This is a genomic window from Haloplanus sp. CK5-1 (assembly GCF_037201915.1).
Taxonomy (GTDB): Archaea; Halobacteriota; Halobacteria; order Halobacteriales; family Haloferacaceae; genus Haloplanus; species Haloplanus salilacus.
Genome location: NZ_CP147505.1, coordinates 2,753,762 through 2,779,562 on the forward strand (window position 1 = coordinate 2,753,762; position 25,801 = coordinate 2,779,562).

General features: G+C 61.7%; 20 protein-coding genes and 3 pseudogenes. 11 read left to right on the top strand and 12 right to left on the bottom strand.

Features of this window, described 5'->3' with window-relative positions:
- Window positions 1-108 precede the first annotated feature (108 nt).
- Window positions 109-756: a DUF5305 family protein gene (locus tag NBT81_RS14550; RefSeq protein WP_338739564.1), complete on the bottom strand. Its 648-nt coding sequence runs from the start codon at window positions 754-756 to the stop codon at window positions 109-111.
- On the bottom strand, window positions 668-871 hold the full coding sequence (locus NBT81_RS14555) for a hypothetical protein (RefSeq protein WP_338742601.1): 204 nt from the start codon (window positions 869-871) through the stop codon (window positions 668-670). Before NBT81_RS14555 ends, NBT81_RS14550 begins: the two co-directional genes overlap by 89 nt.
- A gap of 578 nt (window positions 872-1,449) precedes the next feature.
- Here NBT81_RS14555 and NBT81_RS14560 point away from each other — a divergent pair.
- Window positions 1,450-2,418, top strand: coding sequence for an AI-2E family transporter (locus tag NBT81_RS14560; protein WP_338739565.1), 969 nt, complete (start codon window positions 1,450-1,452; stop codon window positions 2,416-2,418).
- A gap of 456 nt (window positions 2,419-2,874) precedes the next feature.
- Here NBT81_RS14560 and NBT81_RS14565 read toward each other — a convergent pair.
- Window positions 2,875-3,378: pseudogene (locus NBT81_RS14565) on the bottom strand (transposase); the annotation flags it as partial.
- Between the two features lie 175 nt (window positions 3,379-3,553).
- Between NBT81_RS14565 and NBT81_RS14570 the strand changes: the two are divergent.
- Together NBT81_RS14570 and NBT81_RS14575 are read left to right on the top strand one after the other, a co-directional pair.
- Complete coding sequence (locus NBT81_RS14570) at window positions 3,554-3,832, top strand: hypothetical protein (RefSeq protein WP_338739566.1); 279 nt, start codon at window positions 3,554-3,556, stop codon at window positions 3,830-3,832.
- 431 nt (window positions 3,833-4,263) lie between these two features.
- Window positions 4,264-4,873, top strand: a pseudogene (locus NBT81_RS14575) (IS6 family transposase); the annotation flags it as partial.
- Between the two features lie 428 nt (window positions 4,874-5,301).
- Here NBT81_RS14575 and NBT81_RS14580 read toward each other — a convergent pair.
- The 3 genes from NBT81_RS14580 to NBT81_RS14590 form a co-directional block, all read right to left on the bottom strand.
- Window positions 5,302-6,642, bottom strand: coding sequence for an aspartate aminotransferase family protein (locus NBT81_RS14580; RefSeq protein ID WP_338739567.1), 1,341 nt, complete (start codon window positions 6,640-6,642; stop codon window positions 5,302-5,304).
- A 202-nt stretch (window positions 6,643-6,844) separates the two neighbouring features.
- The gene (locus NBT81_RS14585) at window positions 6,845-8,368 is read right to left on the bottom strand and encodes a sodium:solute symporter family protein (RefSeq protein ID WP_338739568.1); all 1,524 of its coding nucleotides are present in this window, start codon (window positions 8,366-8,368) and stop codon (window positions 6,845-6,847) included.
- Complete coding sequence (locus NBT81_RS14590; protein ID WP_338739569.1) at window positions 8,369-8,620, bottom strand: hypothetical protein; 252 nt, start codon at window positions 8,618-8,620, stop codon at window positions 8,369-8,371.
- A gap of 182 nt (window positions 8,621-8,802) precedes the next feature.
- On the opposite strand from NBT81_RS14590, the gene NBT81_RS14595 reads away from it, so the two are divergent.
- Complete coding sequence (locus NBT81_RS14595) at window positions 8,803-9,987, top strand: Xaa-Pro peptidase family protein (RefSeq protein WP_338739570.1); 1,185 nt, start codon at window positions 8,803-8,805, stop codon at window positions 9,985-9,987.
- Window positions 9,988-9,994: 7 nt separating this feature from the next.
- Here the strand turns inward: NBT81_RS14595 and NBT81_RS14600 are convergent, their stop codons facing one another.
- On the bottom strand, window positions 9,995-10,606 hold the full coding sequence (locus NBT81_RS14600) for an urea carboxylase-associated family protein (RefSeq protein ID WP_338739571.1): 612 nt from the start codon (window positions 10,604-10,606) through the stop codon (window positions 9,995-9,997).
- Window positions 10,603-11,505, bottom strand: coding sequence for an agmatinase (speB, locus tag NBT81_RS14605; RefSeq protein ID WP_338739572.1), 903 nt, complete (start codon window positions 11,503-11,505; stop codon window positions 10,603-10,605). Before speB ends, NBT81_RS14600 begins: the two co-directional genes overlap by 4 nt.
- A 394-nt stretch (window positions 11,506-11,899) precedes the next feature.
- Here speB and NBT81_RS14610 point away from each other — a divergent pair, with 394 nt between their 5' ends.
- The 3 genes from NBT81_RS14610 to NBT81_RS14620 all read left to right on the top strand — a co-directional run bounded on the left by NBT81_RS14610 (window position 11,900) and on the right by NBT81_RS14620 (window position 15,455).
- The gene (locus tag NBT81_RS14610) at window positions 11,900-12,658 is read left to right on the top strand and encodes an IclR family transcriptional regulator (RefSeq protein ID WP_338739573.1); all 759 of its coding nucleotides are present in this window, start codon (window positions 11,900-11,902) and stop codon (window positions 12,656-12,658) included.
- Window positions 12,659-13,022: 364 nt separating this feature from the next.
- Entirely contained in the window at window positions 13,023-14,198 is a 1,176-nt protein-coding gene (locus NBT81_RS14615) for a M20 family metallopeptidase (RefSeq protein ID WP_338739574.1), read from the top strand.
- 108 nt (window positions 14,199-14,306) lie between these two features.
- Window positions 14,307-15,455, top strand: a complete 1,149-nt coding sequence (locus tag NBT81_RS14620; protein WP_338742563.1) for a M20 family metallopeptidase — start codon at window positions 14,307-14,309, stop codon at window positions 15,453-15,455.
- Between the two features lie 746 nt (window positions 15,456-16,201).
- On the opposite strand, the gene NBT81_RS14625 is transcribed toward NBT81_RS14620, so the two are convergent.
- A complete protein-coding gene (locus tag NBT81_RS14625; protein ID WP_338739575.1) occupies window positions 16,202-18,616 on the bottom strand; it encodes a DEAD/DEAH box helicase in 2,415 nt (804 codons plus the stop codon).
- Entirely contained in the window at window positions 18,613-20,073 is a 1,461-nt protein-coding gene (locus NBT81_RS14630) for a ribonuclease H-like domain-containing protein (RefSeq protein WP_338739576.1), read from the bottom strand. Before NBT81_RS14630 ends, NBT81_RS14625 begins: the two co-directional genes overlap by 4 nt.
- Before the next feature lie 140 nt (window positions 20,074-20,213).
- On the opposite strand from NBT81_RS14630, the pseudogene NBT81_RS14635 reads away from it, so the two are divergent.
- The 4 genes and pseudogenes from NBT81_RS14635 to NBT81_RS14650 all read left to right on the top strand — a co-directional run bounded on the left by NBT81_RS14635 (window position 20,214) and on the right by NBT81_RS14650 (window position 24,143).
- A pseudogene (locus NBT81_RS14635) lies at window positions 20,214-20,762 on the top strand (IS6 family transposase).
- 102 nt (window positions 20,763-20,864) lie between these two features.
- Window positions 20,865-21,308, top strand: coding sequence for a hypothetical protein (locus NBT81_RS14640; RefSeq protein WP_338739577.1), 444 nt, complete (start codon window positions 20,865-20,867; stop codon window positions 21,306-21,308).
- Window positions 21,309-21,560: 252 nt separating this feature from the next.
- The gene (locus NBT81_RS14645) at window positions 21,561-22,553 is read left to right on the top strand and encodes a transposase (protein WP_338738304.1); all 993 of its coding nucleotides are present in this window, start codon (window positions 21,561-21,563) and stop codon (window positions 22,551-22,553) included.
- A gap of 195 nt (window positions 22,554-22,748) precedes the next feature.
- The gene (locus NBT81_RS14650) at window positions 22,749-24,143 is read left to right on the top strand and encodes a response regulator (protein WP_338739578.1); all 1,395 of its coding nucleotides are present in this window, start codon (window positions 22,749-22,751) and stop codon (window positions 24,141-24,143) included.
- Between the two features lie 86 nt (window positions 24,144-24,229).
- On the opposite strand, the gene NBT81_RS14655 is transcribed toward NBT81_RS14650, so the two are convergent.
- Together NBT81_RS14655 and NBT81_RS14660 are read right to left on the bottom strand one after the other, a co-directional pair.
- The gene (locus NBT81_RS14655) at window positions 24,230-24,799 is read right to left on the bottom strand and encodes a chemotaxis protein CheW (RefSeq protein WP_338739579.1); all 570 of its coding nucleotides are present in this window, start codon (window positions 24,797-24,799) and stop codon (window positions 24,230-24,232) included.
- A 2-nt stretch (window positions 24,800-24,801) separates the two neighbouring features.
- Window positions 24,802-25,527 carry a methyl-accepting chemotaxis protein gene (locus NBT81_RS14660; protein ID WP_338739580.1) on the bottom strand — a complete coding sequence of 242 codons (726 nt, stop codon included), beginning with the start codon at window positions 25,525-25,527 and terminating at the stop codon, window positions 24,802-24,804.
- Window positions 25,528-25,801 lie beyond the last annotated feature (274 nt).

Here is a 25,801-nt window from a genome sequence, read left to right on the forward strand (position 1 = left end):
AGATACGGGGCCGGGGTCAGCCCCTCTCGATGCCGGTCGGACCCCGTGGAGGACGAATGTGGTGAAACGCCGCCGATCGGGTTCGTGGCATCGAGACGAGGATCGGTTTCAGTCGCCGTGTGACTGCCAGTCGCCGTAGTAGTACACCGTCGACCCGTCGACGACGTACACCGCCTCACTCTCGTCGAACAACACCCGCTTTCTGGAATCGATTGCAATCCCGACGAGGTCCTCGAGCGAGTCCTCCGAAACGTGATCACGGCCCATGGAGGGTGGGACGGTTCCAGCCGAAATCCCCTCCGAGTATCGCGTGCGATGGACCTGATTCGCGAGTGTCTCCTGTCCTCTCACGCGACGCGAAATGACTCCGATAGCCACCGCCAGGAGTAACACGCCAACACCAAGCCCACCCGGCACTAGGTACGAGAACGCGGTTCGCGTGGGGAGGACGACCTCTCGGGTCACCGGTGTACTCTCCGTCTTCCCGACTGCGAGTGGCTCCACCGAGTACGTCTGCCCCGAGTGCCGGAGGGACGACGTTCCTTCCACGGTGCCCGAATAGAGACTCGTCTCGTACGACGTCGTCACCCGAACGAACACGTGGAGCGAACTCTCCCTCCCGATTTTACTCCGAATCCGTTCGGTCCGATCCGTCAATTCGGGCACGTCAACCGTCGTCGACGTGTCCAGCGAACCATCTGCAGTCGTCACCCGTTGCTCTTCGAGGGTTGGAGCGTTGCCAGAACACGGTGCCACCGCTCGTGGCCTGCATGACGAGTTCGGCCCGTTGAGTCAGGTGGACCTCCTCGTCCGGCGGGACCGTCGTGTGGACGGTGAGCGTCAGATTCGGTGTCGCAGGCAACAGGTACACGGGCTTGTCTCGCAACCGGGTGCCCCGCTGGTACAGGGAACTCCCACCCGTTACGACAGCACTGGTCTGGAGCGTCGATTCGATCGTTTGTCGATTCGTGTTATCGGTAACCGTGGTCGTCGGGGGATGAGTGTAGACCATCCCGCACTCCCCAACAAGAGCACTCCCACGACAAGCAGGACGATGAGGAACGTGCCACCATACGTAGCGATGAGGTACTTCGCTCAAGCAATACCCGGAAGTCCGATCATGCGTTGACCGGGGCATTTCGGTCCGGGGCACTAACTTCGGGACCCGGTGCTGTCGCGGACACGTGGAGATGCACCCGCTCGTCCGACACTTGCCGCTTTGGGGGACTCGTTGTCCGCTTCATCAAAAACACCCGAGTCGTCAAAATGCACGTGACCTATGTACACCCGGTGCGTGGGTCGGTACCGACCGGTTTCCATCTACGCCTTCGAACCGACAGTAACCGACGACGACCCCACGGCGGGCGAAGAAGTATAATTCCGATGACGACACGAGATGATACGCCACGCTGGCCCTCGGACCGTGTTGGGTTATCGATCCTAGCGGTAGTGAGCGGCGTTTGTGCCGCCCTCATCGTCCTCACGCAACTGCCGTACATCGTCCTCGCAATCATCCTCGCCTACGTACTCACACCTGCCCAGCGGCGACTCGAACGCTACACGAGTGCGGGGACCGCTGCCCTCTCCCTAACCGCGCTCTCGGTACTGCTCCTGTTCGTTCTCGTCGCCTACGTCACCGCGATTGCCCTCCAGCAGGGACTGGCGCTATTCAGGGCCGTACAAGCCGGAGAGTTCAGTCCCAGCGTCATCCAGAACCGCGTCGCCGCCATCGGGTACGTGGTCGATATCGATCTGTTGTACGCGACGTATCAGAAGCAGATCACCACTGGCTTGGAGGGGTTGGCCACCGGTGCGATGACCGCTCTCAGCGGCCTTCCCGGTGTGTTCCTCGGTCTAACCGTGACGACCTTCGTGCTGTTTACCCTCCTGCGGGATGGCGAACAGTTCATCACGTGGCTCCGAACGGTCATCCCCGTATCGGAAAGTGTCGGGCAGGAATTGCTGGCGGAACTCGACGACCTCATGTGGGCGTCCGTCGTCGGTAACGTCGCAGTCGCGGGGATTCAGGCCGTGTTGCTTGGAGCCGGATTGGTGCTCGTTGGTATGCCCGGCCCCGTCTTCTTGACGGCCGCGACGTTCGTCCTCTGCTTGCTTCCTCTGGTGGGGGCGTTTGGAGTGTGGGTGCCCGTTTCGCTCTACCTGTTCGGACTAGGTCGCTCCATACCGGCCCTGCTCATCTTCATCGTCGGTTCCGTGGTCAGTGTGTCGGACACCTACCTTAGACCGGCTATCATCAACCGAAGTGGGGCACTCAACGTCGCAGTCATCACGGTCGGAATCTTCGGCGGCATCGTCGTGTTCGGGGTCGTGGGTCTGTTCATCGGCCCCGTCGTCCTCGGTGGCACGAAGGTCGTATTCGACCAGTTCGCTCGGGAGCGGGCCGAATCCGCCGGCTGAGTACGGCTGCAACGAGAGCCTCTTCGAACTCGTAACGGGGGACGGCACACCTGTAGGAGCGCGAGGCTCTCTACGTCGAGGAAGCCCCTGTGATGGCCATCTTTTAACTGGGTATGCGCGGTAGATCCTACCGGTCCATGTCGCCGAATTCGCTGCGGGACGAAGCGGACACGAATCCCGGCGATAGAGGGGAGGATGGGGGCGAACCACGGTGCAAAAACAGAGCGGCACCGAACAGTAGGGACTGCTCGCGAATCGGATCCGAAACGCCGTCGAACAGTACCACACGCGGCAGGAACGAAGAAAGGCGGACCGCTACCGTCGGAAACTCTACCAAGTGACGTCCGATACGGTCGCGACCACCGAGGAAAAGATCGACCGACTACTCGAACTTGGGTGTGACCGACTCGGTGTCGAGTAACGCCCACTGGAACTCGTAGGGGCATGCGTCTTTAGCTAAGCCTCACCCCTCGGTTGTGTAGCGTTAGCGAGCGTTTCCTGTAGTATCGGTCGGTGGCTGTGGATTTTCTGTGCATCTTCGATCAGCCATTCCAACAGCGGAGGTGGCGAATAGCCGAGGAATTCACCAAGATCGTTGAGAATGAGTTGGGCGTGCGACCGGAAGGTCGCCGCCCAACGCCCTGGAGGGAAGACAGCGTCATCATCGGCGCACTCTGTCACCAGCGACAGCAACAAACGGCTCACTAACAGCGACAACAGCGCTGCATACACCAGGATCTTCACAACGTGCTCTTTCGTTGTGTCGAACTCATCCAATCCGTACTGCGTCTTGAGCTCCCGAAACAACCGCTCGACAGCCCATCGACACCGATAGATCGTCGCTAAATCTTCCGGGAGAAACCCCTCACGCGGGAGATTCGTGATGTAGAGATGGTAGTCGTCGGCGTCCTCATCGCGGACGCCGCCGACACGAAACCGCTTGGTGTCCAGCGACCGCGTCCGTTCGACGTGAAGAGAGGTTCTCCAGCACGACGGTCCGCTGCCCGATTTTCGTTGGGGCGTCAGTTACGGAACGGTTACCATACCAATCGCACCCCGATTCACTCGTGTTGTCGAAACAACAGCAAACATGAAAATCAAGATACCTATGATTATTCGTCCCCCAACAGCCAGTATGGGCTCCGTCTCCCCGCTGAACGAGGACGATCTGCGCCTCCTGGTCGCTTACTCGCCCAGTAGTGATGAGGAGATGTGTGAAGCAGTTGTCAACTCTTTCCTCGCCGCCGGTATCGACGTGTCCGAGAAACCAACACAGCTCGTCGATTGGATCAACGCCGACGTCTTCGATGACCTCCAGTGGTCCGCAAATCGGCCGCTCCGTCTCGGCGCTCGAATCTGGGGCCATCGAGTGGTTATCACCTCGGAAGAGATCCGAATCTACACTCTATCGTGAACCGCCACGGGGTCGAGCCACGACTCACCCGGTCTGTTCCGCGGTAGAAGACGGCTTAGAACAGGCACTGCACCGAAGAACAGGACGACTGTCGGAGGAATCGACCAGCCTGCAACACGGTGGGTGCGAACGAGAAAACGATCGACAAAGTACCGTGACTACGGGACGAGAACTCCTCGCCGATTCTTCAGCACCCATATCACAGCAAGTGGTTCACTATTCTGCGGTTCTTTCGTCGGCCGACTCATCCTCGGCCGAACGCCGTCGGTGTAGAACTGAAGGGATGATCGGGCGGAAACCCGTCGATACCTACGATTGGGGACTCGAAGCATACCCCTCGCTGTCGGCCATGCCCGAAACTGCCGGTAGTCTGAAGACGTATCGATTCCGCTCTCCGAGAGCGTTGTGATACGGAACGAGGCGGTCGAACGATCGAGTGGTCCACGCTCAGTTTCGACCGTCCGGCGACGATAGCGGTTGTATCGAGGTAAAGTGTCCGGAGCGAGGACACCCGAACCGGCGATGAAGCTCGGAATCCGACTCCGTTTGGAAAATTATCACTTTTAGATATTGTTAAGAGTATCTATATATTGGGCGCCAGTCGCCATCGAATCACCGTACATTGGGGTACGGACGGCCGATTCGAATCACGGGCGATCGACGAAACCGTGATTCGACTCGACGGCGAGTGGAGTTGGTTGTACGCCGCTGTCGGTTCCTCTACCGACCGCCCGCCCACATCGCCTCGGTCCGACGAGAAACACCGCAACCACCTCGCTGTTTCTCTCGGAAGTACGTGAGACACGTCGAAGTCGACGACGCAGTCGTTCTCGTCGGCGCAATTCCGTGGTTGCAGGCGGCTTCCACTGGCACGGGCTCCGATTCCAGCATCTCACACACGGGAACCGGCGTGCCGTCGAACGTATCTTTCGAGGAGGACGACGACAAACTATCTAATTCTCAAACATATTCGGTCACGTCGAACCGAGTACCGCTGAAAATTGGGTCCAAGCATTCGCCGTCGCGTGGACGGAGCGTATCCGGACACTACCGACTTGGTTCGATTCGGAATCACGGCGTGTGGTCAACGGCGACGTCAGCCAACTCGGACTTTTCGTTTCGTCGAGCGAAATCGGATCGTCGTCCCCCACGTTCTGTGCTCGACCGTGGCTCGTCAGATGACTCTACGCGCCACACGAAATATAAGAATTTAGGTGGTGTGTGAAATTATACTACTGAGTATCCGCTCGAATCGCACACCCGGCTGTCTGCTCTCGCCTCCACACTCTACCGCGATACGTCCGGGCGGTTCACCGGAACGATCGGATTCGGACCTCGCTCGATAGTCGTCCACCACGTCGCTGAACCCGACCGTCGCCACGGAACCGACGCTTACGGACGGTTCGTCGAGGAAGCCGTTCGATGGGCACTCCCGCGACGACGGCGGCCCACACGACGGGGCGCGTGGTCTAGTCGTCCATCGCCGCGTCGGAGATTTCGAGCGCGTCGTCCAGTGCATCGACGGCCTCGTCGACCTCGTCTCTGGTGATCGTCAGCGGCGGCGTGACCACGATCGTGTTGACCGACGTGTAGAAGTACACACCGTTGTCCAGCGCGCGTGCTCCGACCTCGTCGAGGACGGTCGTCGTGCTCGATACCTTATCCTCGCGTTGCTCGAAGGGTACGCGCTCGTCCGTGCTCTTGGTGAGTTCGAGACCCTGGTGCAGTCCGACGCCCCGTCGTTCCCCGACGCTCGGGTGTCGTTCGGCCAGCGATTCGAGTTCGGATTTCAGGTACTGGCCCATCTCTCGCGCGTTCTCGACGAGTCCCTCCTGCTCGTAGGTTTCGATGGCCGCGACGCCGGCCGCACACGCGGTCGGATGGCCGGCGAACGTGTGGCCCTGATTGAGGAGGTTGTCCTCGAAGAACTCGGCGATCTCCTCGGTGACCGTCGTCGCGGCCAGCGGTTGGTACGATCCCGTCAGACCCTTCGCCATCGTGATGATGTCCGGTTCGGCGTCGTACAGACCCGACGCGAACCACTCGCCGGTCCGGCCGAACCCGGTCATCACCTCGTCACAGATAAGCAACGCGCCGTGGTCGTGTGCGATCTCTTGAAGTCGGGGAAGGTAGTCGTCAGGGGGTGTCAACACGCCGTTCGAACCGACGAGCGGTTCGACGAGTACGGCCGCGACCGTATCGCCCTCCAGTTTCAGCATCTCGTCGATGTACTCCAGACTCTCGTCCGGATCGAGGCTCGAGCCGTACGCGTACGGATCGGGGCCCTTGACCATGCCGGGGACCTCCGGTTGGATCTCGGGGCCCTGTGCGACGCGTCGGGGATCCCCCGACGCCGACAGGGAGGCGGCCGTCGCGCCGTGGTACGACCGGTACCGCGAGAGGATCTTGTGCTTGCCCGTGTACGCCCGGGCAATCTTGAACGCGGCCTCGTTGGCCTCGGTGCCGCTGGTCGAGTAGAAGGTCTTCTTGAGCGATCCGGGCGTGATCTCCGCCAGTTTCTCCGAGAGGCGGGCCCGCGGTTCGGTCGCCCAGCCAGGATTCACGTACGGGACCGTCCGGATCTGCTCGGCGACGGCGTCGGAGACGCGTTCGGCGTCGTACCCGAGGCTCGTGCAGACGTACTGGCTGCTGAAATCCAGAATCGAGTCACCATCGGCGGTCACGATCCGCGGGCCGTCGGTGTCGACGATCTGTGTGGGATCGAAGTCGCGCTGCCGCGTCCACGTGCCGAGCGTGTACTCCCGGTCGAGTCGCTCTATCTCGTTTCGTCCTGACTGTCGATTGCCCATGCCGACATGCCGTGAGCGCGTGACATAAATATTCTGCATGATCGTTCCCGCGTGGAGGATTCGCGCCCGGACCCGGTGGTCGCGACGCGTTCGACGCTATCGTGAACGTCTGGAGCGTGTTCGGAGGTCCGGCGAATCGTTCGAAACGGACGGAGGGACCGCCAGCGACGCAAACGCGTATGATACGGGGACCCGACTGGACTCAGTCGTCGGCCGGCGCTTCACTCCGTTCTTGATAGGTTCCTTCGAGATCGGCGAGTTCCCGATCCTGCAGATCGTACACGAACTCCTGCACACGATCCTGGTCGGGTTTCTCCGTCACGAGCGAGACGCCGATCATAACGACGGTGCAGACGAAGAGTCCCGGAACGCCGACCCACAGGCCGAACGGGACGGCCGCATCGGCGACGTTGTAGTAGATGAGTACGACCAGACCGGCTGCGAGGCCACCGACGGCGCCCTGCCAGTTGGCACGAGCCCAGAAGAACGCGGCCAAGGCCGGGGGGACGAGCAGTGCGTACCCCGGAACCGCGAGCGAGACCGCGATCTCGACGAGTAGCCCCAGATCGATGAGCGAGATCCCGAGGGCGACGACGCCGAAGATCCCCGAGAGCACCTTGGAGTACTGCGAGAGCGTCTTCTCGGAGTAGTTCGTGCCGACGAGTTCCGAGTAGACGTCCCGAGCACCGATCGACCCCATCATGAGGATCATCGAGTCGGCGGTCGACATCGCGGCTGCAACCGCAGCGGCCATCAGAAGCCCGAAGAGGGGGCCCGGCATCTCCAGGATGTACTGGAGAATGACGGTGTCGGGGTTCGAGAGGTCCGGGAACGCGATCAGTCCCGCGTACGCGATGATCATCGGGAAGAAGGTGAGCAGTCCGATGGCCGCGAGTGAGGAACCGAATCCCATCCCCCAGAGCCCGGAGACGCGTTTCGCCGAATAGTACCGCTGCCAAATGAACGGCCAGACTGACTGTGAGAGGCCAAACCCGACGGCGGCCGTATAGAGGTACAGGGGGTCCATCGTCAACTGGTTCGCGTAGTCGACGGTCTGGGACACCCGCCCGTACACGCTCGTCGGTGTCGTCCACAGAACGTACGCCGAGACGACGATGAGGCCGACCCAAATGAGGATCGCCTGCAGTGCGTCGCTGTAGGCGACACCGCGCATCCCGCCGATGGCGATGTAGACGGCCATCACGACACCGATGATCACAGCCGCGAGTTCACGGGAGATCAGTCCCTCGGTGAGGACGTTCAACACCAGCCCCATGCCGGTGAACTGAATCGTCACGTAGAACACCGTGAATCCGATCGAGATGAGTGCGATCAGGACGCGCAGCGACGAACTGTCGGCGAATCGCTCACAAAGCAGGTCCGCGGGCGTCACGTAGTCGTTCCCGCGTTTACTCATCCGCCAGACGCGTTCGCCGATGATAACGAGGGCCGGGAGGTCGATGAACGCGACGCTGCCGACGAGTACGATTCCGGAAATACCGGAACTGTACGCGATACCACCACCACCGAGGAACGTGAACGCCGAGAACGCCGACGCGATCATCGTCAAAAAGACGACGAAACTGCTCAGCGAACCACTCGCGACGAAGTAGTCGCTGACGGACAGTTCCGTCAGTCTGCTGCCGTATTCGGCCAGCATCAAGAGAACGATGAGGTAGATGGCTGTCACCGCGAGGCCGGCGTACATCCACGTGGTCGTTACCATCTACCGGTCACCCCCCTGCTCAGGGGCGCCGCCGAACACTTCCCGGAGGTTCGGCTTCTCCAGGTAGTACCACGCGAAGGTACTGTTGATAGCGAACACGACGACCATGATCCCGAGCAGTACGACCCAAGTCACCGGGAGACCCATAACCAGGCCGCCCGGGGATTGGTAGTAGTACAGGTACCCCAGGAACGACGCATTGCTTATCAGTATGAACACGAGCCACCAGCGCCGGATCTGTGATTGCTTCATAACTTCAGTACACATGCTACGTTCTACCATGTTATAGTTAACCCCGGTTCGGGGACCGATACGCGGGCCTCCTCGCGTGACTATCGATGCCCGCGTTCGAAGGCGGGGGAGCGTGGTGTCGCATCCCTCCGAGTGGCCCGTCCCGGTGGAACCTTTTTAGCCTCTCAGCACACATCCGAATTATGACATTCGGCAGGTCGGAGTTCGAGGCTCGATACGAGCGCGTTCGGACGGCGCTTCGGGAAACCGAGATGGACGCGGTGCTGGTCACGAATCCGGAGACCGTCGAATATCTGGGTGCCGGCGCGGGCTTGGATCTCGCGTGGTACCGTCAGTTCTCCCGGTCGATCGACTTCCCGACGATCGCCGTCGTTCCGGAGGCTGGCGTTCCGACGCTGATCGTACACAACGTCTTCGAGGACGTCGTCCGACAGGCGACCGATGGTGCGTGTGAGCTTCGAACGTACTACGAGGGAGGGCCGGGGGTCCGGTCGTACGTCCCGCCGACAGTCGACACACTGACCGAGGTCTGCCCGGCAGAGCCGAACGTCGGCATCGAGATCGGGTCGGGTACCACCACGGACCTGAAACTCGGTGTTCCGCTGGGGGCGTTGCAGGCGATCCGAGAGCGACTCCCACACGCCGAGTTTCTCGACGCAGGCGACCTCCTGCGATCGATCCGAATGGCAAAGACCGACGCCGAACTCGGCTGTATCCGTCGTGCCACCGCCGCGATCGACGCCGCCTTCGAGCGCGTGTTCGCGGAGATCGAACCGGGGATGAGCGAGACCGACGTCGTCGCTATCTGTAATCGACTCGTCAGTGAACACGGCGCGCGCCCGGTCTGGACGCTCGCGTGTACGAACCCGTTCGAGATCCTCCCCCGCCCGGACGTGACGCTCGATGCGGGTGACACGCTCTTTCTGGACATCGGGGCGACCGTCGGTGGGTACCACTCGGATTACAACCGAATGGCAGTCGTCGGCGACCCCTCGGCCGAACAGATGGAGCACAACCGGATCGCCGCCGCTGTGACGAACGAACTCGCCGACGCCGTCGAGCCAGGAGCGACACCGGCCGACATCGTAGAGCGCTGTCGGGCGGAGTACCGCTCTCGCGGCCTCGGTCCCACGCTCGGGCTGACCTCCGAGACGAAGATCGGACACAGCATCGGTCTCACGCTCTCGGAGGCACCACAGTTGACGGGGTACGACGAAACGGCGCTCGAACCCGGGATGGTGCTCTGTATCGAGCCGGCCGTGCTGACGGACGAGGCGTTTTTCATGTCCGAGCAGATCGTCGTCGTCACCGACGACGGGAGCGAAATCGTTTCCAGAGCCGACCAGGAGCTAGCGTCGATTACGTAGCGATCGATCAGAAGTTGGTCCGGACCGACACGCCGTCCGGGACACGGATCTCGATTCCCGTCGGTCCGCCCTCGTTGAGTATCGAATCACCGGTACACGGTGCGACACCGACTATCGCGTCGCGCTCCGCACGAAGCTCTGCAGTGTCACCAGGCTCCGATGGGGGTTCGCGGAAATCCAGGTAGCGGTGGTCCGTGATCGTCACCGCGGTGAAGAGGTTCATCACGTCCTGGACGCGAGCGGGATCGATCCCGTACGGTTCCAAGACCTCCTGAAGATTGCCGCGACAGCCGATCTCGTCGTCCTGCCCGTAGTACTCGTCGACGATCCACTCGTTGCATGGAGCGAGCAGGAGGTCGTTTATCCCACAGTCGTCGTGGACGAGTGTCGCGATCGGTTCCCCGTCGGTCGTGTAGAGGCTGTCCCCCTCCTCGAAACGGATCTTCCCCGTTCGTCGGTAGGTGTACTTCGAGGAGAACGCCGCCGTATCGTCGTCTGCCTTCGGGAAGACGGTCACGTCAACCGCCTGTCCGCCGTGGGTATCGACGACTTCGAACGATTCGCCGGCCGCTAGTTCGAACGCCGCACCGGACTTGGCTTCGATATGTACTGATTTCATACGTCGTGACTCGTGTTCGGCGTCGACGACTCGAGGGCTGCACACAGTGCCTCGAACATCACGTTCGCGGCGAGAATCGCGGTCGATCCCGACTGGTCGTCGTACGGGGGTGCCACTTCGACCAGATCGAACCCGATCAGGTCCACTCCGTGGAGTTGGCGGGTGAGCGTGAGGATTTCACGCGAGGTGAATCCCCCCGGCATCGGCGTTCCGGTACCGGGCGCGTACGCCGGATCGACCGAATCGATATCGATGGTAGCGAACACGGGCCCATCGACGACCTCCTCGATCCGATCACCCACGGCGTCCAATCCGAGGGTCGTCGCCTCGGTAGTCGTGTACGATTCGATTCCGGCAGCCTCGAACCGTTCGACGTCGTCGGGACCGTAGAGTCCCCCTCGCTCGCCGATCCGTATCGACGTCTCGGGGTCGATCAGCCCCTCCTCGATCGCGTAGTGAAAGGTCGTCCCGTGATTGTGGTCGCGTCCGAAATACTCCGTCCACAGGTCGGAGTGCGCATCGAACTGCACGAGCGAGACGGGGCCGTACTCCTCCGCGATCGCTCTGAGCACTGGTAGCGTCGTCGAGTGGTCGCCACCGGCGAGCACGGGGACGACCCCGTGATCGAGAACGGTCCCGATGCGTTCCTCGATCGCCTCGAACGTATCCTCGATATACCCCGGCACGACCGGCACGTCGTCGTGGTCGACGATCGTGAACTCGTTCAGATCGGTGTCCGTTTCGGGATTGTATGGTTTGAGCAGCGTCGAAGCCTCCCGGATGGATCGGGGGCCGAATCGCGCGCCCGGCCGATACGACGTCGCGTCGTCGAACGGGATGCCGAGAAACGCCGCGTCGGCGTCCGTCTCCCCGAGGTCGTAGACGTGTGGCCGCCGCATAAACGTCGCCACGCCGGCAAATCGCGGAACCGCCTGCGGGTCAATCATCGCCGATGATTCCGTCGTGGCCGTACTCCCGTTTGCCCGTCGCTTCGACCGCCGGACGAACGAACGTCGCCGGTGTGGTTGACGATGCCATCCCCTACTGCTACCGAGTGACGGTTAAATAAGTTTGTTGCCGTGTCCGAACGGGACTACAGCCAGGCACGTCCCAGGAAAGCACGTCCGGCACTGGCACCGCTTCGAAGCGATTCCTGCTGAGACACACCGACAGTACCGGAAACTGCCCCGAGTCGCTCGCCGAAATAGTAGTTTCGACTATAACAAAGTACAAGTACACGTCGGTGTCTCTAATGGAGTTGTGACCGACGACACACGGAGAACCATCCAATCGGTGGAGCGAGCCTGCACGATTCTGGAGAAGATCCACCAAGAACGGGAACTGACGCTGACGGACTTGGCCGAAGATATCGACCTCTCGCTGGGCTCGCTTCAGGTGTACATGAACACGCTCTGTCGGTGTGGATTCGTCGTGAAGGAGAACCGAAAGTACAGCCTCGCTCCGCAGTTTCTCATCTACGGTGAACACGTACGGAACACGCTCCCGCTCTACCGTGTCGGCCAGAAAGTGGTCGACAACATGGCACACGAGACGGGGTACAACGCCCACCTCATCACCGACCACAACGGGCGAGAAGTGACGTTGTACCAGTCCTTCGGTGAGGATTCCGTCGGCACCGACCTGTACATTTGGCACCAAGCCAAACTGGAGTGGCAACTCCACTGGTCCGCATCCGGGAAGGCGATTCTCGCCCACCTCCCGGAGGAACAGATACGTAGCGTCATCCGTGAAAACGGCCTACAGCGACGGACACCACACACGATTACCGACGAGGAGACGCTCTTTGCGGAACTCGAACGAATCAGGGAACAAGGGTACGCGTTGAACGACGAAGAGGAGATATTAGGACTCAGAGCGGTTGCTGCGCCGATTCACGACCAACAGGGACAGTTACTTGGATCCGTGAGCCTGTCCGCTCCGAAATCCGAAGTCCCCGACGGCCGCTTCTACGACGAACTTCCGAACTACGTTATGAACAAAGCTAACATAATCCGAGTGGAACTGCAGGCAAACGATGTCGACAGAGAGTAGCGACACCGCCTCAAAACCGCCGATAGAGCGGATACCACGATCAGAATCGTCGAGTTCGTTCGCAGTTGTATAACAGGCATATGATTGTTATTTAAATTCGGCTCGTAGTGCTACGATAACAGTTCTCATACCCATTCAGTCGAGTCGACCGTGCTGTTTCGTGGGTATTCGTAACAATAACAAACATACTTTGTCCATTTCAAATCGAAACTCCCGAGCCTACACAGTACGCCGACCACTCCGTTTCCGTACCGGGATGAACCCCCCGCCCCACTGGATCGCCCCCGATTCCGGAATTTTCGGACGCGTCGTGCCGTCATCCCGGAGAAAGGTTTAATGCCCGCCGTGGTATCCACTGGCGTGCATGTCCGAACACAGAGCCCCGAATAGCGAGTTGATCGAGCTGGTGTCCGATCTGGTCAGAATCGAATCCGAAAACCCACCGGGAAACGAGAAACCGGCCGCGGAGTTCGTCGCCAACTGGTTCGAGACGGAAGGGATCGAAGTGGAGATGATCACCAAGCCGTTCGGAGACCGCCCACAGGTCGTCGCGCGAGTCGGTTCGGGCGAACCCACGCTGGTGCTCAACGGACACACCGACGTCTACCCAGCGGGTGATCGGTCCGGCTGGAACCACGATCCGTACGAAGCAGAGATCGAAGACGGGAAACTCTACGGTCGCGGGAGCGTCGACATGAAACTGGGTCTGTCCCTCGCGATGCTCACCGCGAAGAACCTGAAACCGGAGATAGAGTCGGGAGAACTCGACGGATCGATCATCGTCCACGCACCGATCGGACAGGAGACTGGTGACCCGGGGACGCTCGCGCTCATCGAGGAAGGGTACGCTGGGGACTATGCGGTGGTGTTAGAACCGACGCAGATGGAGACGGTCACCTCGAACAAAGGACTCGCCTGGTACGACATTACGGTCAACGGCGAGCCGGGGCACTCTGCACGCCCGGACTCCGGAGTCAACGCGATCGAAGAGGCACACGCGCTCATCGGACGACTGCTGGAGTACGACGCGGAACTGCGAGACCAGGACCACGAACTGGTCGGGCCAGGATACGCCAACCTCACACAGATCGAGGGCGGGCTGACGGGTAACATGATCCCCGAGAAGATGACGCTGCGCATGGAGCGTCGGTTCTTCCCGAACGAGACGGTCGAAGAGATGGACGAGGAGGTCGGCACCCTCCTCGAGGAGATCGCCGCCGATCACGACCTCGACATCGAGTGGGAGCGCGTGAGTTCCTACGAATCGACGGACGCACCGGTCGATTCGTACCCTGCCGAAGTGTTTCGAAAACACGCCAGCGACACCGCCGGTGTCTCGACGGAACCAGCGGGGCGTCCGTGGGCTGCCGATACGCGCTGGTTCATCAATCACACCGACGTGCCAGCCATCACGTGGGGGCCGGGAGACAGCGCCCAGTGTGGTCGGTACGACGAACATTTCGACATCGACGAGGCCGAAACGGGACTGGAAATCCTCCAGCACGCAGCCCGAGAGATTATCACCACATCCGAGGACTGAGAATGACCGACTGTACGAGGACACGTCAACCAGCGCTGCGACCACGTGCCGTGGCGCCCGGTGCCTCGCAGCCAAACCATCGGTAGAATGACAGAACAACACTCCCGCATCGACGACGAACTGGCGAAACTCATCAGCGAACTGGTATCGCGCGAGACCGAGAACCCACCCGGCAACGAGCGACGGGCCGCCGAATACGTTACGAACTGGCTTGCGGAGCGAGGTATCGACGCGGAGCTGATCCGGGAACCGTACGAGGACCGCCCGCAGGTTGCGGCCCGCGTCGGAGCGGGCGACCCGACCGTCGTCCTCAACGGACACATCGACGTGGTGCCCGCAGGTAACCGCGAGGAGTGGTCTCATCCACCATACGACGCCGAAATCGAGGACGGGCGGCTGTACGGGCGAGGGAGCGCCGATATGAAGACCGGCGTCGCCATCGCGATGAAGGCGCTCGTGGATCTCGAGCAGGCCATCGACACCGACGCGCTCTCGGGTGGGCTCGTGTTCCACGGCGCGATCGGCGAGGAGACCGCCGAGCCCGGGACGAAGACGCTGCTCGAACGCGGCTACGACGGCGACTACGGGGTAGTGCTGGAGCCGACCGGGATGCGGACCGCGACCAGCGAGAAAGGGCTGGCGTGGTACGAGATCACGGTCGCCGGTGAGCCCTCCCACGCGAGTCGCCCGAACCAAGGCGACAACGCCATCTCGAACGCCCGACCGGTGCTCGCAGCGCTCGAAGCCTACGACGATCGGATCGGCGAACGCGAGGACGATCTCGTCGGGCAGGCCCACGCAACGGTGACCCAGATCGAGGCCGGCACCAAGGAGAACATCGTGCCCGAGGACGCCGTCATCACGATCGACAGGCGGTTTCTACCCTCGGAGTCGGCCGAAGGGATCGACGCGGAGATCGACGAGTTGCTCGCCGGCGTCGAGGCCGCTCACGATATCGAGACGTCGTGGCGCCGGACCCGGACCTACGAGTCGGCCGCGATCGAGCCCGACAGCCATCTCGCGGACGTCTTCCGGGAGGCCTCGGCCGAGTACGCCGACGTGCCGACCGATCCGTGGGGCATGAAGGCCTCGACCGACGTGCGAAACTTCGTCAACGACGCGGACGTCGAAGCGATCACGTGGGGGCCGGGCGATCTCGCGCAGGCCCACACCTACGACGAACACGTCACGTTGGCCGACGCAACCGCCGGCCTGCACGCCCTCGAAGACGCGCTCGAGGTGCTACTGGACGAGTAACGTCGGGACATCCCGCCGAGAGTGCCGGCGGGGATCGGACGACCGCTCGCTCGCGACCGTCACGCTCGGTGCCACGGGCGCCGGCTTCCAAGAGGCGAGCACCTAGCACGTGCGTGTAAACCGGCTCGGGAAGCGCGAGCGGACACCCGAACCGGAGATTCGATATTCGGGTTCGATTGGCAGAAGTTTCACTTTCGAATACTATCTTTACTTTCGATAGTTCGGGCCGAACGTCCTCGAAAAGCGTCTCACGACCGGGGCGGACAGTCGATCGACAGCGGATCCGCGAGAGGGCTCCGAATCGGCTCCCGGTTGACGAACGGTGGTCCGAACCAGCGATCGGTAGTTCCGGCCGTGCCGTGACACCGAAACCGAACGAGACTCCACCAGAGACCCTTCGGACCACTACGATCGGTGTCACCGAACCACCGGGGAAACCGATCCCGTACCCGCCGCGTTTCTCGTCGGTGTTGCCCACACAGCCGACCCGCAGTGCAACGAAGAGGACTTCGAGTTTGGACCGATCGACGTGAAACGCGGAACGCGCCAAACCTATACTCGGAAGGACAGAACGACGAATTGTTTGGTTTCATACTGTTTCGACCGCGTCGAACCGGAGACCGCTTTGAACTGGGTTCGGCGTTTCGGTCGCGGGTACGATGCCCAAACTAAACCGGGCCCGGGATCGAAACGTCGCAATCTCCACTCGAAGAGTTGCCCCCTCACTACGGTAGCCTATCGAGAACTCACAACCGCTCTAAGACCGCGTCGATCACCGCCGTCGTCGCCGGCCGATGGAGTGGTTCGTTCTCGTTCCCGCACTGTGAGCTCATCAGACAGGCCGGACAGCCAGTATCCCGACCACAGTCACAGTCGGCCACGCGTTCCCGGGTCCGCGTCGCGACCCGTTCGAAGTGATCGTAGATGCTGTGGGCGAACCCGACCCCGCCCTCGACGGCGTCGTGGACGAACCACACGGGTGCGTCTATCTCGGGATGCAGGACGGTGCTCAACCCGCCCAGATCGGAGGTGTCGAGGCGGAGTTCGAGCGGCGCCAGTTTGATCGTTCCGTGTTCAGCGCCGTGCAGACCGCCGCCGAGGGTCCACTCCCGATCACCCACGGCCGTCCCTTCGGGAGCGTCCAAGACGGACGTCCGCGGAACTGCATCCATCACGGTTCCCAAGATCGACCGCGGGAGTTTGACCCACATGAGTTGTGTCCGCAGCGAAATCGGATCGACGCCCGTCGGCTCGGGGGCACCGACCATCCGCCCCGTCTCGAGATCGATCCGTTTGTACGAGTGGTGATGTACCTCCACGGTACCCTCACCGGCGTGCAGCGAGAAGCCGCCACCGAGGTCGACGGACCGTTCGCTCACCACGTCGTGGACCTGTTTGTCGCTCATCGTCTGTGTGTACTCGCGTGTCCCGACCGACCGAACCTCGACGACCGGTTGCGGACGATCCTCCAGAACGGCGGTCACTTCGTACTGCTGGCCGTCGTAAAGCGCCAGGGCACCGGGGTGGTAGTCGCGATACACCCGCTCTTTCCCCAACGGCTCCATGTCGATCTCACCGTTCGTACACCGAACCTCGTACTGTTGGTCGGTCGTCGCGTACATCGAGATCGTCGACTGGGGACGAGGCGGACCGTCGTACTGTGCGCCCCGATCCAAATCCCCGACGAGTTGCCCCGCATCCCGCCACATCGTGATGGCACGTTCGAGTCGCTCTCGGGGACCGAACCACTCGGCGTCCGAGGCCGTCAGTGGTTGCTCGGCGGCCGCACAGAGGAGGTGCCGGGCGTACACCGCATCGTTCGTCAGATCGACCACCGCATCCTCGACGTCGTCACTCAGGAGATACTCCGGGTGATCGAGGATGTACTGATCGATCGCATCACTACGTGGGACGAACACGGACAGAGCATCCGAAGTCCCCCGACCGGCCCGCCCGATCTGTTGCCAGAAGGACTGTCGCGTCCCTGGATACCCCGAGAGGATGGTCGCGTCGACCGAACCGATATCGATCCCCAGTTCGAGTGCGTTCGTCGAGATGACGGCGTCGAGCGCCCCACCTTTGAGTTCGTTCTCGGTCGCGCGGCGCTTTCGCTTGCTCAGACCCGCGTGATACGGAGCGACGTCGAGATAGCCATCGTCCGGGCGTGCGCGTGCCGCACTGACCGCCTGCTTGACGCCGACTTCGGTTTCTTGGCGAGCGCGAGCGAAAGTGAGCGTCTGAACACCATTGAGGCCGAGATGGGCGGCGACGCCTGCCGCCTCCTCCGTTGTGTCGCGACGCATTGCGGGAACGGCCTCTTCCTCTGTGAGGGCCCTTCCGTCCAGTTCGTCCCCGTCGATCGGTGGCTGCCAGAACGCGATATCACGTCGACCGCGCGGACTCCCGTCCTCGTCCACGACGGTGAACGTCGAACCGGTCAGTGCCTCGGAGTGGGCCGCTGGATTCCCGATCGTCGCCGTCGAGCAGACGAGTTGGGGATCGGCGCCGTAGTAGTCGATGATACGTCGCAGTCGCCGGAGCGTCCAGGCGACGTGCATCCCGTGGATACCGGTGTAGGTGTGACTCTCGTCGAGGACGAGTAATTCGCAGTTTCGGTAGACGTCGCGCCAGTTCACGTGGTCGTTCAGATAGACGTTGATGCCGGCGAAATTCGAGATGATGACGTCGGCTTGGTCACGGACACGCGGTCGGCGGTCGCCCGGGGTGTCCCCGTCGTATTTCTCCGCTTTCGCGTCGACACCGAGTCGGTCGAAGAGGTCGTTTATCGCTTGTTCCTGATCGGTGCTGAGTGCCTTCGTTGGATAGAGGAAGAGCGCCCGTGCGTCGGGATGCTGCCGTTTGAGCAACGCGAAATAGAGAGTGTAGATCCACGTTTTGCCGGATGCCGTCGACGTGGCAACCGTCACGTTCTCGCCGGCGCGTAAGTGCTCCAGCGCTGTCGCCTGATGGGCGTAGAGGTCCGTTTCGAGTGCCGTCGCAATATCGGGTGGGAGGACAGTCTCGGCGTCGACGTGGTCGGCCTCCCGGGGGGGTTGTGTCTGCGTGTGTACCAACTGGTCGTCGTACTCGGGATACGTGCCGCTCAGTGTCGCGGGTCGGAGGAGTGCCCCGGCAGACGGATCGATCGAGTGGTCGGTCATCGTCGGAAATCACCGAGTGTGCCCTGGGTACTGGTCGTCGACGAACTGTACCCCTCGCGAGTGTCAACTCCGGTATCGGTCCGCGACGCATCGGCTATCGCGTCGAAGACGTGAGCGAGTGCACGAACGTCGTCCTCGCAGTAGCGTCGGTGTCGATTCCAGTCGAGTTCCGTCGCATCACAGGGATTGGACTGCCAGCGCTGGAACAGTCGGGCGACCGACGCACCGCTGAGGCCCGTCTCGTCGGAGTCCCAGCCCAGCGTCGAAGCCACGTCTTCGAGTTTGTTGGTCCGGCCGGGCAGTACCGCGTTACCCTCGTCGGTTGCCCAACGGTAGGGATCGAACAGCCACAGCTCCCGCCAGGCATCGAGATACTGCGGACAGTGGCGCTCGATGTGTTCCTCCAGAACCGGGAAATCGAAGCCGTATCCGTTGTAGGCGACGATGGGCCGGTTCGTGACGTTCTCGGTCAACCACGACATGAACCCAGTAACGGCTTCCCCGGGAGTGTCGGGGTCGCGAGCCACGAACGAGAGGTACGATTCGGATCCCGCCCGATCCAACACGCCGATCATCCAGACCACCGTCGGCGAGAGCCCGTCGGTCTCGATGTCGACGAACACGGGGTCGGCGTGAGGGAATCCGTCGTCGCTAAACCGGCGGACCTCGCCCTCGACCGTCGCCGTTGCACCGTCGACGACCCTCTTCGCTGTGGATCGCCCGAACCCCGGAAGCTCCTGAAGCTCGGTAATGTCGGCCGACGCGACGTCCGTCCGAGAGTCATATCCCGCCTCCCGAAGGGTCTCGGCCCGGGACCGACCGACCTGTGGAAGCGCGCGAATACCGAACGCGTCCGGCGCAAACGTGCGCGTCGACACCACGCCGTCCGCGTGGAGTTTGAGGTGAGCCATGGCGTCTCCCTGTTGGCCCTGGCGGACGTTTGCCCCCGGCATGACACCGTGCACCAGCAGGTCGCCCCACTCGGATCGATACGACGGATTGGCGTTCGTAGTCAAGTGGGTGTACGAGCCGCCGAGTGATGCTGGTTGGAGGGCGTCGATGTATGCTTCCCGACCCTCGAGGCGGGTTTCGAGGTGTGTCAGGTCGATTTCGATCGTCAGCAGATCCGAGAGCAGATAGAGCTCGCCGCCATCCGTGAGCGATCCGTCGCGGAGCGACTCCGGGAGCGAGGACAAGCCATCGATATCGTCGATCACCACCACTCCGACCGACCCGTTCGTCTGCGTTTGGACGCGGTCGGTCGTGTAGCCACCAACGGTCGCTATCGGACAGTCCGTCGGTGCGATCCGTCGCAATCGGTGTTCGTGTTGCGGTTCGGTCGCAACGATCAGATCGGGGTCTACGAACCGAACCGAGTCGGTGAACTGCTCGTGTGTGAGCCGGGCGAGTGCCGACGCCGAGTACACGAGTAGATCGAGTCGGTCCGTGGTCGTCATTCCGAATACATCCTCGATATCGGCTGTCGGTATATGAAGGCTCGGGGGACGGGGAGCGTTGCGAGACGGAACGAGGCGGTCGAGGGAGCGGGTCCACGCTCGGTTCCGACCACCTCGGCGGCGATAGCGGTCGTCTCGAGTTGGAGTGTCCGGTGCGAGAGGCGACACTCGAGCCGGCGATGGTGCTCGGTATCCGCCTCCAGTTGGCTGTATTGTCACTTTCGGATACAGTCTCGATTCGCTAGCTGTTGGGTGTCGATCGTCCTCGAAGCACCGCGCACCGATGGGTACAGACGGTACTGATCCGACTCACGCCGTGATCGACGAAACCGTGATTCGACTCGACGACGACCGATACTGGTTGTATGCTGCTGTCGATCCCAACCACCTGCGCCACGTTCGGCTCGATCCGGCGAAAGACACCGCGACGACCTCGCTGTTTCTCTCGGAATCGCGTGAGACACGTCGGGTCGACGACGCAGTCTCGCCCGTCGACGGTGCACCGTAGCTGCAGACGGCTTGCCGTCGTCACGGACGCCGATTCCTGCATGTGACACACGGAAATCGGAACGCCGCCGAACGTGTCGTCCGTGAAACGAAACGTCGACCGACGTTCAACTACGTTCAGTCGCGTCGAACCGACTGCCGCCGAACATCGACCACGAGCGTTTGCTTCCGTACGGGACTAGCATCTTAGACACTACCAACGACCATATCCGATGTGGAAAAACAGTGTGCTATCATAAATCACGTGACGATTATTATCGAATGGGCAGAACTCGCTGTGTTAGATGACGATAGGGAACGCATCTGAGACGATCATTCGGGCACTAGTGATCGAACCCGCAGGGGGTGACCTCACACCACAGCTCACCCGCGAGAAACGGGACGATTTCGAACTGCTGACGGTTTCCTCTCTGGAAAACGCACGGTCGGTTCTCACTGCGGAACACGTCGACTGTATCGTCACCCGTCACAGTCCGCCGGTGATCGACAGCGTAGAAATTCTCTCCGCGTTACGGGACGATCACCCCGAATTATCCATTCTCATCGCGACGGGGATGGCACACGCCGACCACGTTCTCGACAGTTCAGCAACCGGTATCGTCGAAATGACCGACGGTGAGGTCCACGAAGGGCTCGTCGTCAACCAGATCGCGTCCGTCGTCTCACGCGTCCGTGAACGTCGCAACTACGAATCTCGGTTGCAGGCGAGTCAGGAGAGTCTGCAGTGACTCCATCGAATCAGTTCGGATCCCGAGGCATCGTTTATAGAACAAGTTCACCAGATGCTCTCGTTTGGGGCCGACGTGTTCGGCATGGACATCGCGTTCCTCGCCCGTATCGACGCGGAGGCTGGTGGTTTCGAGGTGGTGGCGCAGAGGGCGATCACGAACTGATTCAGGCTGGAGTCTCCAATAACCTCTCACACGAGGGTGTCATAGAACAGTTCGCATACCAAAGAGCAGGGTGAACGCTGAGGTGGAATGAGTTCAGCGACCCTGCAAGATGATCCTTCGGTAGAATCGTTCTTCAATGCCGTGGAAACGGAGACGTTGGCGTTGTTCGAGCACCTCTCCTTCGAGTTTCTTGAAGGGTTCGACGTGTTCGCCCCGGCGGAGACGGGGCGAACACGAGATCTTGAGCCGCCCGAGATGATGCGTGGCTTTCTCCATTGCTATTACAAGAACATCTACGGTATCCGTCCGGTTGCACGAGAACTGAACAACACCGTTGTCTGGCTCAGCTGTAGCTTCGATCGACCGCCGTCGAGAGACGCGGTCGATCGATTCCTCACTGATCTTGAGCACGTTGTTGACCGGGTCTTCGACCATCTCGTCGAGCAGGCCGCCTTGCGGGGCCTGCTCGACTTGACGTATTCTATCGATTCAACCGACGTGAGAGCGATGCCCGCCGATCCAGACGCATCGAAGTGCTATGATCCAACCGATGACGAGTACTACTACGGCTACGGCTGCACGATCGTCTCAACCGGGCAAAAGATCCCGATTGCAGCCGAGTTCACCGAGAGCAAACAAGCACCAGAAGAGACGGCGATGCGCGTCACGCGTGACGCGCTCGCCGTCGGGAAACCGATGTGGATGCTTGGAGACAGTGCCTACGACACGCTCGACTGGCACGACCACCTGCTGGCCGCAGGGGTCGTGCCAGTCGCTCCGTACAATCCACGAAACACCGACGACCCGAAAGATATCGAGTACAGGGTAGAAGACCGCATTGAAAAACACAGCAACGACGTTCAGCTGAAGCAATCAACGCTAGACGAGACGTACAACCGCCGGAGTGGCGTCGAACGAACCAACGAATCAGTCAAGGGCTGCGGCCTCGGGCGAACGCACGCCCGAGGCCGCGTCCATGCACGAGCGCAGGTGTTCCTCGCGTTGTGTCTGCGCCTCGTCGTCGCAATCACCAACTACGAACGCGGAGACAATCCGGGAAGCACAATCATCACGGTGTGAGAAGAGTTCTATGACACCCTCAAATAAAAACAAAAAATTACTTAACTGAGCCACTGGCATCGTCCGCGTAAGAACAGCCTGTCCCCTAGGTGGCGTCCGTTTCCTCATAGTGAGACGGGTTGTAGGCACCGGTGGAACTCTCCCCGCGTGTCTGCGGTGATGTGCTTGCCTCGGACGGTTCTGGGAGCTACGGAGATGGATGATACACTCACACGGGCCGATGCGCCGATGGACGACCGAATTCTCGTTCTTCACGTCGACGACGAACCCCAAGTGGCCGACCTGACCGTCGAGTCGTTGGAGGCGACGACCGGCGGGTTCGACGTCCGCACCGAAACGGATCCACACGAAGCCCTCGGGCAGTTGTCCGTCGATCCGATCGACTGTGTCATCAGCGATTACCGGATGCCTGGGCTGGACGGCATCGAACTGCTCCGCGCCGTCCGTGAGGAGTATCCCAATCTGCCGTTCATCCTGTTCACGGGAGATGGCAGCGAGGAGGTCGCTTCCGAGGCGATAGATGCGGGCGTAACCTCCTACGTCCGGAAGGGCGGCACCGACGTGTACGACCGACTCGCAAACGCCGTTCGGAACGCGGTCGGCCGCCGCCGCTCCGAACGACGAGCCCGGATCGCTCGAGACCGACTGCTCGCGCTCTACGAGCAAACTGACGGGTTTTACATTCTCGATTCGGAGTGGAACGTCGTCTACTGGAATCAGACGATCGCAGACAGAACGGAGTTGCCGGCCGACGAGGTGCTCGATGAGAACTTCTGGGACGTGTTCCCCGAAGCGACTGAGACGCATGTGCACAACGTCTTCCAGCGTGCGATGTCGTCCGGTGAACCGACGGAGTTCGAAACGAACTACGAGCCCTTCGGATACTGGGTCGAACTCCGAGTGTATCCCGTCGAGAACGGTCTCTTCGTCCACTCGCGGGAGATCAGCGAGAAAAAAGAGCGCGAGCAGGAGATGGAGCGGCGCAACCACATTCTGGAATCGTTTGCCAGTACGGTGTCACACGACCTGCGAAACCCCCTCAACGTGGCCGAAGGGAACCTCCAACTGGCACAGGAGACGGGTGATTTCGAGCACCTCGAAGAGGTCGCACAGGCACACAATCGCATGCGGAACCTCATCGACGAACTGCTCCGACTGGCGCGCGGTGAGGAGTTAGAACTCACCCTCGTGTCGGTCCAGGGGGTCGCCGAGCGGGCGTGGGACACCGTCTCCTCGGGGGCGACTGAACTGATACTCGACGCGGACTCGGAGATCCGAGCGCACGAATCGCAGTTGCAACGGCTCTTCGAGAACCTCTTCTGGAACGCTATCGACCACGGAGACGCTTCGACGATTCGGGTCGGGATGCTCGATGACGGCCTGTTCGTCGAGGACGACGGCCCGGGTATCTCTCCGACGGAACGCCAGACGGTGTTCGATTCGGGATACTCGACGGCCGAGGGGAGCCCGGGCTACGGGCTCTCGATCGTGAGAGGGATCGTCGAAACCCACGCCTGGGATATCGAAATCGCGGAGAGTGCCGCGGGCGGCGCGCGGTTCGAAATCACGGGGCTCGATCGCGAAGCGTGAGGACGTGGTGATCGGTGTCTGGACGCGTCGGTACTCCGTCGCGGGCCCTCGGGTTCCGGGGGTTCCGACGGGACCGAGATCGTCGGTCACCCGGCCGGAATGACCCCGCTCGCGACGTCGTCGATCCGTTGCCGGTGGAACGGCGAACGGGTGGGTGGGATCGTCCCACGGACGGGGTCGAGCGGTTCGACACCGCCCGCCTCGCAACCGCGTCTAGGCGGTGAATTCGTGGGGTCGAGCCAGACGGTGAACCCATCGTCGTCTTTGATGAGTCCCCGCAGGAGGTCCGAATCACCGATGCTCTCGGTGTCGAGGCTCTCGTCGGCGACGTGGGTCACTTCCTGAACGCCCGAGCCCAGCCAGCCGATCGTCGACTCCGTCCCGAGGGCTTCCGAGTCGAGGACGACGATGCGGTGTTGTGCCTGGCCACCGTCGGTTCGTAGCGCGTCCATGTCGACGTCGAGGACGGCGGTCGGATCGACGACGGTCGTCGTCTGCCCACGGAGGGACGTGATCCCCTCGACGTGTGGGTCGGACCCGGGCAGTGACCGGATGTTCTCCCCGTCGACGATCTCCGCCACGTAGTCGATGGCGACACAGTAGTCCTCGTCACCGAGCGTGAACGTGAGAACCTCCGTCTCCGCTCCGTCACCCATCGTCAGTCACCAGCCTCGGCGTCGGTGTCCCAGTCCTCACTGGACGTTTCGACCAGGTCCGCGATCTGGGTCACCTTCGCGGTCTGCTCCTGGTTGGCTGCGGCGAGTTCGTCGATCTCGTCGGCCATCATCCGGGCGTTTTCGTTCGCGTCGTCGGTCATCGCAGCGATCTCCTCGGTGCTCGACGCCTGCTCGTCGGTCGCGTCGGCGACTTCCTCGATGCCGTCGTTGACCTCGCCGACGGCCTCGCTGATCTCGTCGAGACTGTCGTCGATGCGCCCGTTCGCGTGGGCGATGCTGTCGACGGTCTCGGAGGTGTTCGACTTGATCCGGTTCGCCATCTCCTCGATATCGACCGTCTGTTCTTGGGTCTCCTCCGCGAGTGATTTGATTTCGTCGGCGACGACGGCGAACCCGTCGCCGCCGTCCTCCGCGCGTGCAGCCTCGATGTTGGCGTTCAACGCGAGGAGGTTCGTCTGATCGGCGATGTCCTGGATCACGGTCACGATGTCGTCGACGCGATCCCGAAGCGTGGAGATGTCCTCTGCCACCTCCCTGGCCGCCTCGTCGACCGCGTCCATCGCGTCGATCGCATCGGACGCGGCGTCCCGGCCGTCCTCGCAGAGGTCGCGGGCCTTTCGGCTCTCCGCACGGACCTGATCCGCACTGGAGGCGATCTCCTCGACCGTCGCGCTCAGGTTGGACGCCTCGTTTGCGACCGTCTCCATGTTGTCGGCCTGTTCGGCCGCGACGCCGTTGATTTCGTCGGTGCTGTCCGAGATCTGTTCGGCCGCCGACGCGAGTTCTTGGGTTGAACTCTGCAGTTCTACGAGCCGGCCTGCTTCGCGACGCGTAAGGTCTCTCGCTGGGCCGGAGTGAGCCGTACCGGGGCGATTCCGTTCGGTCCTCCGGCCGGTACCGTCGAACGACCGATACCGGGACGTCCCGGGCGGTGCACCGACGGACGAGTGCGGCGAGGGCCTCCCGGTCGGCAAACCGCAG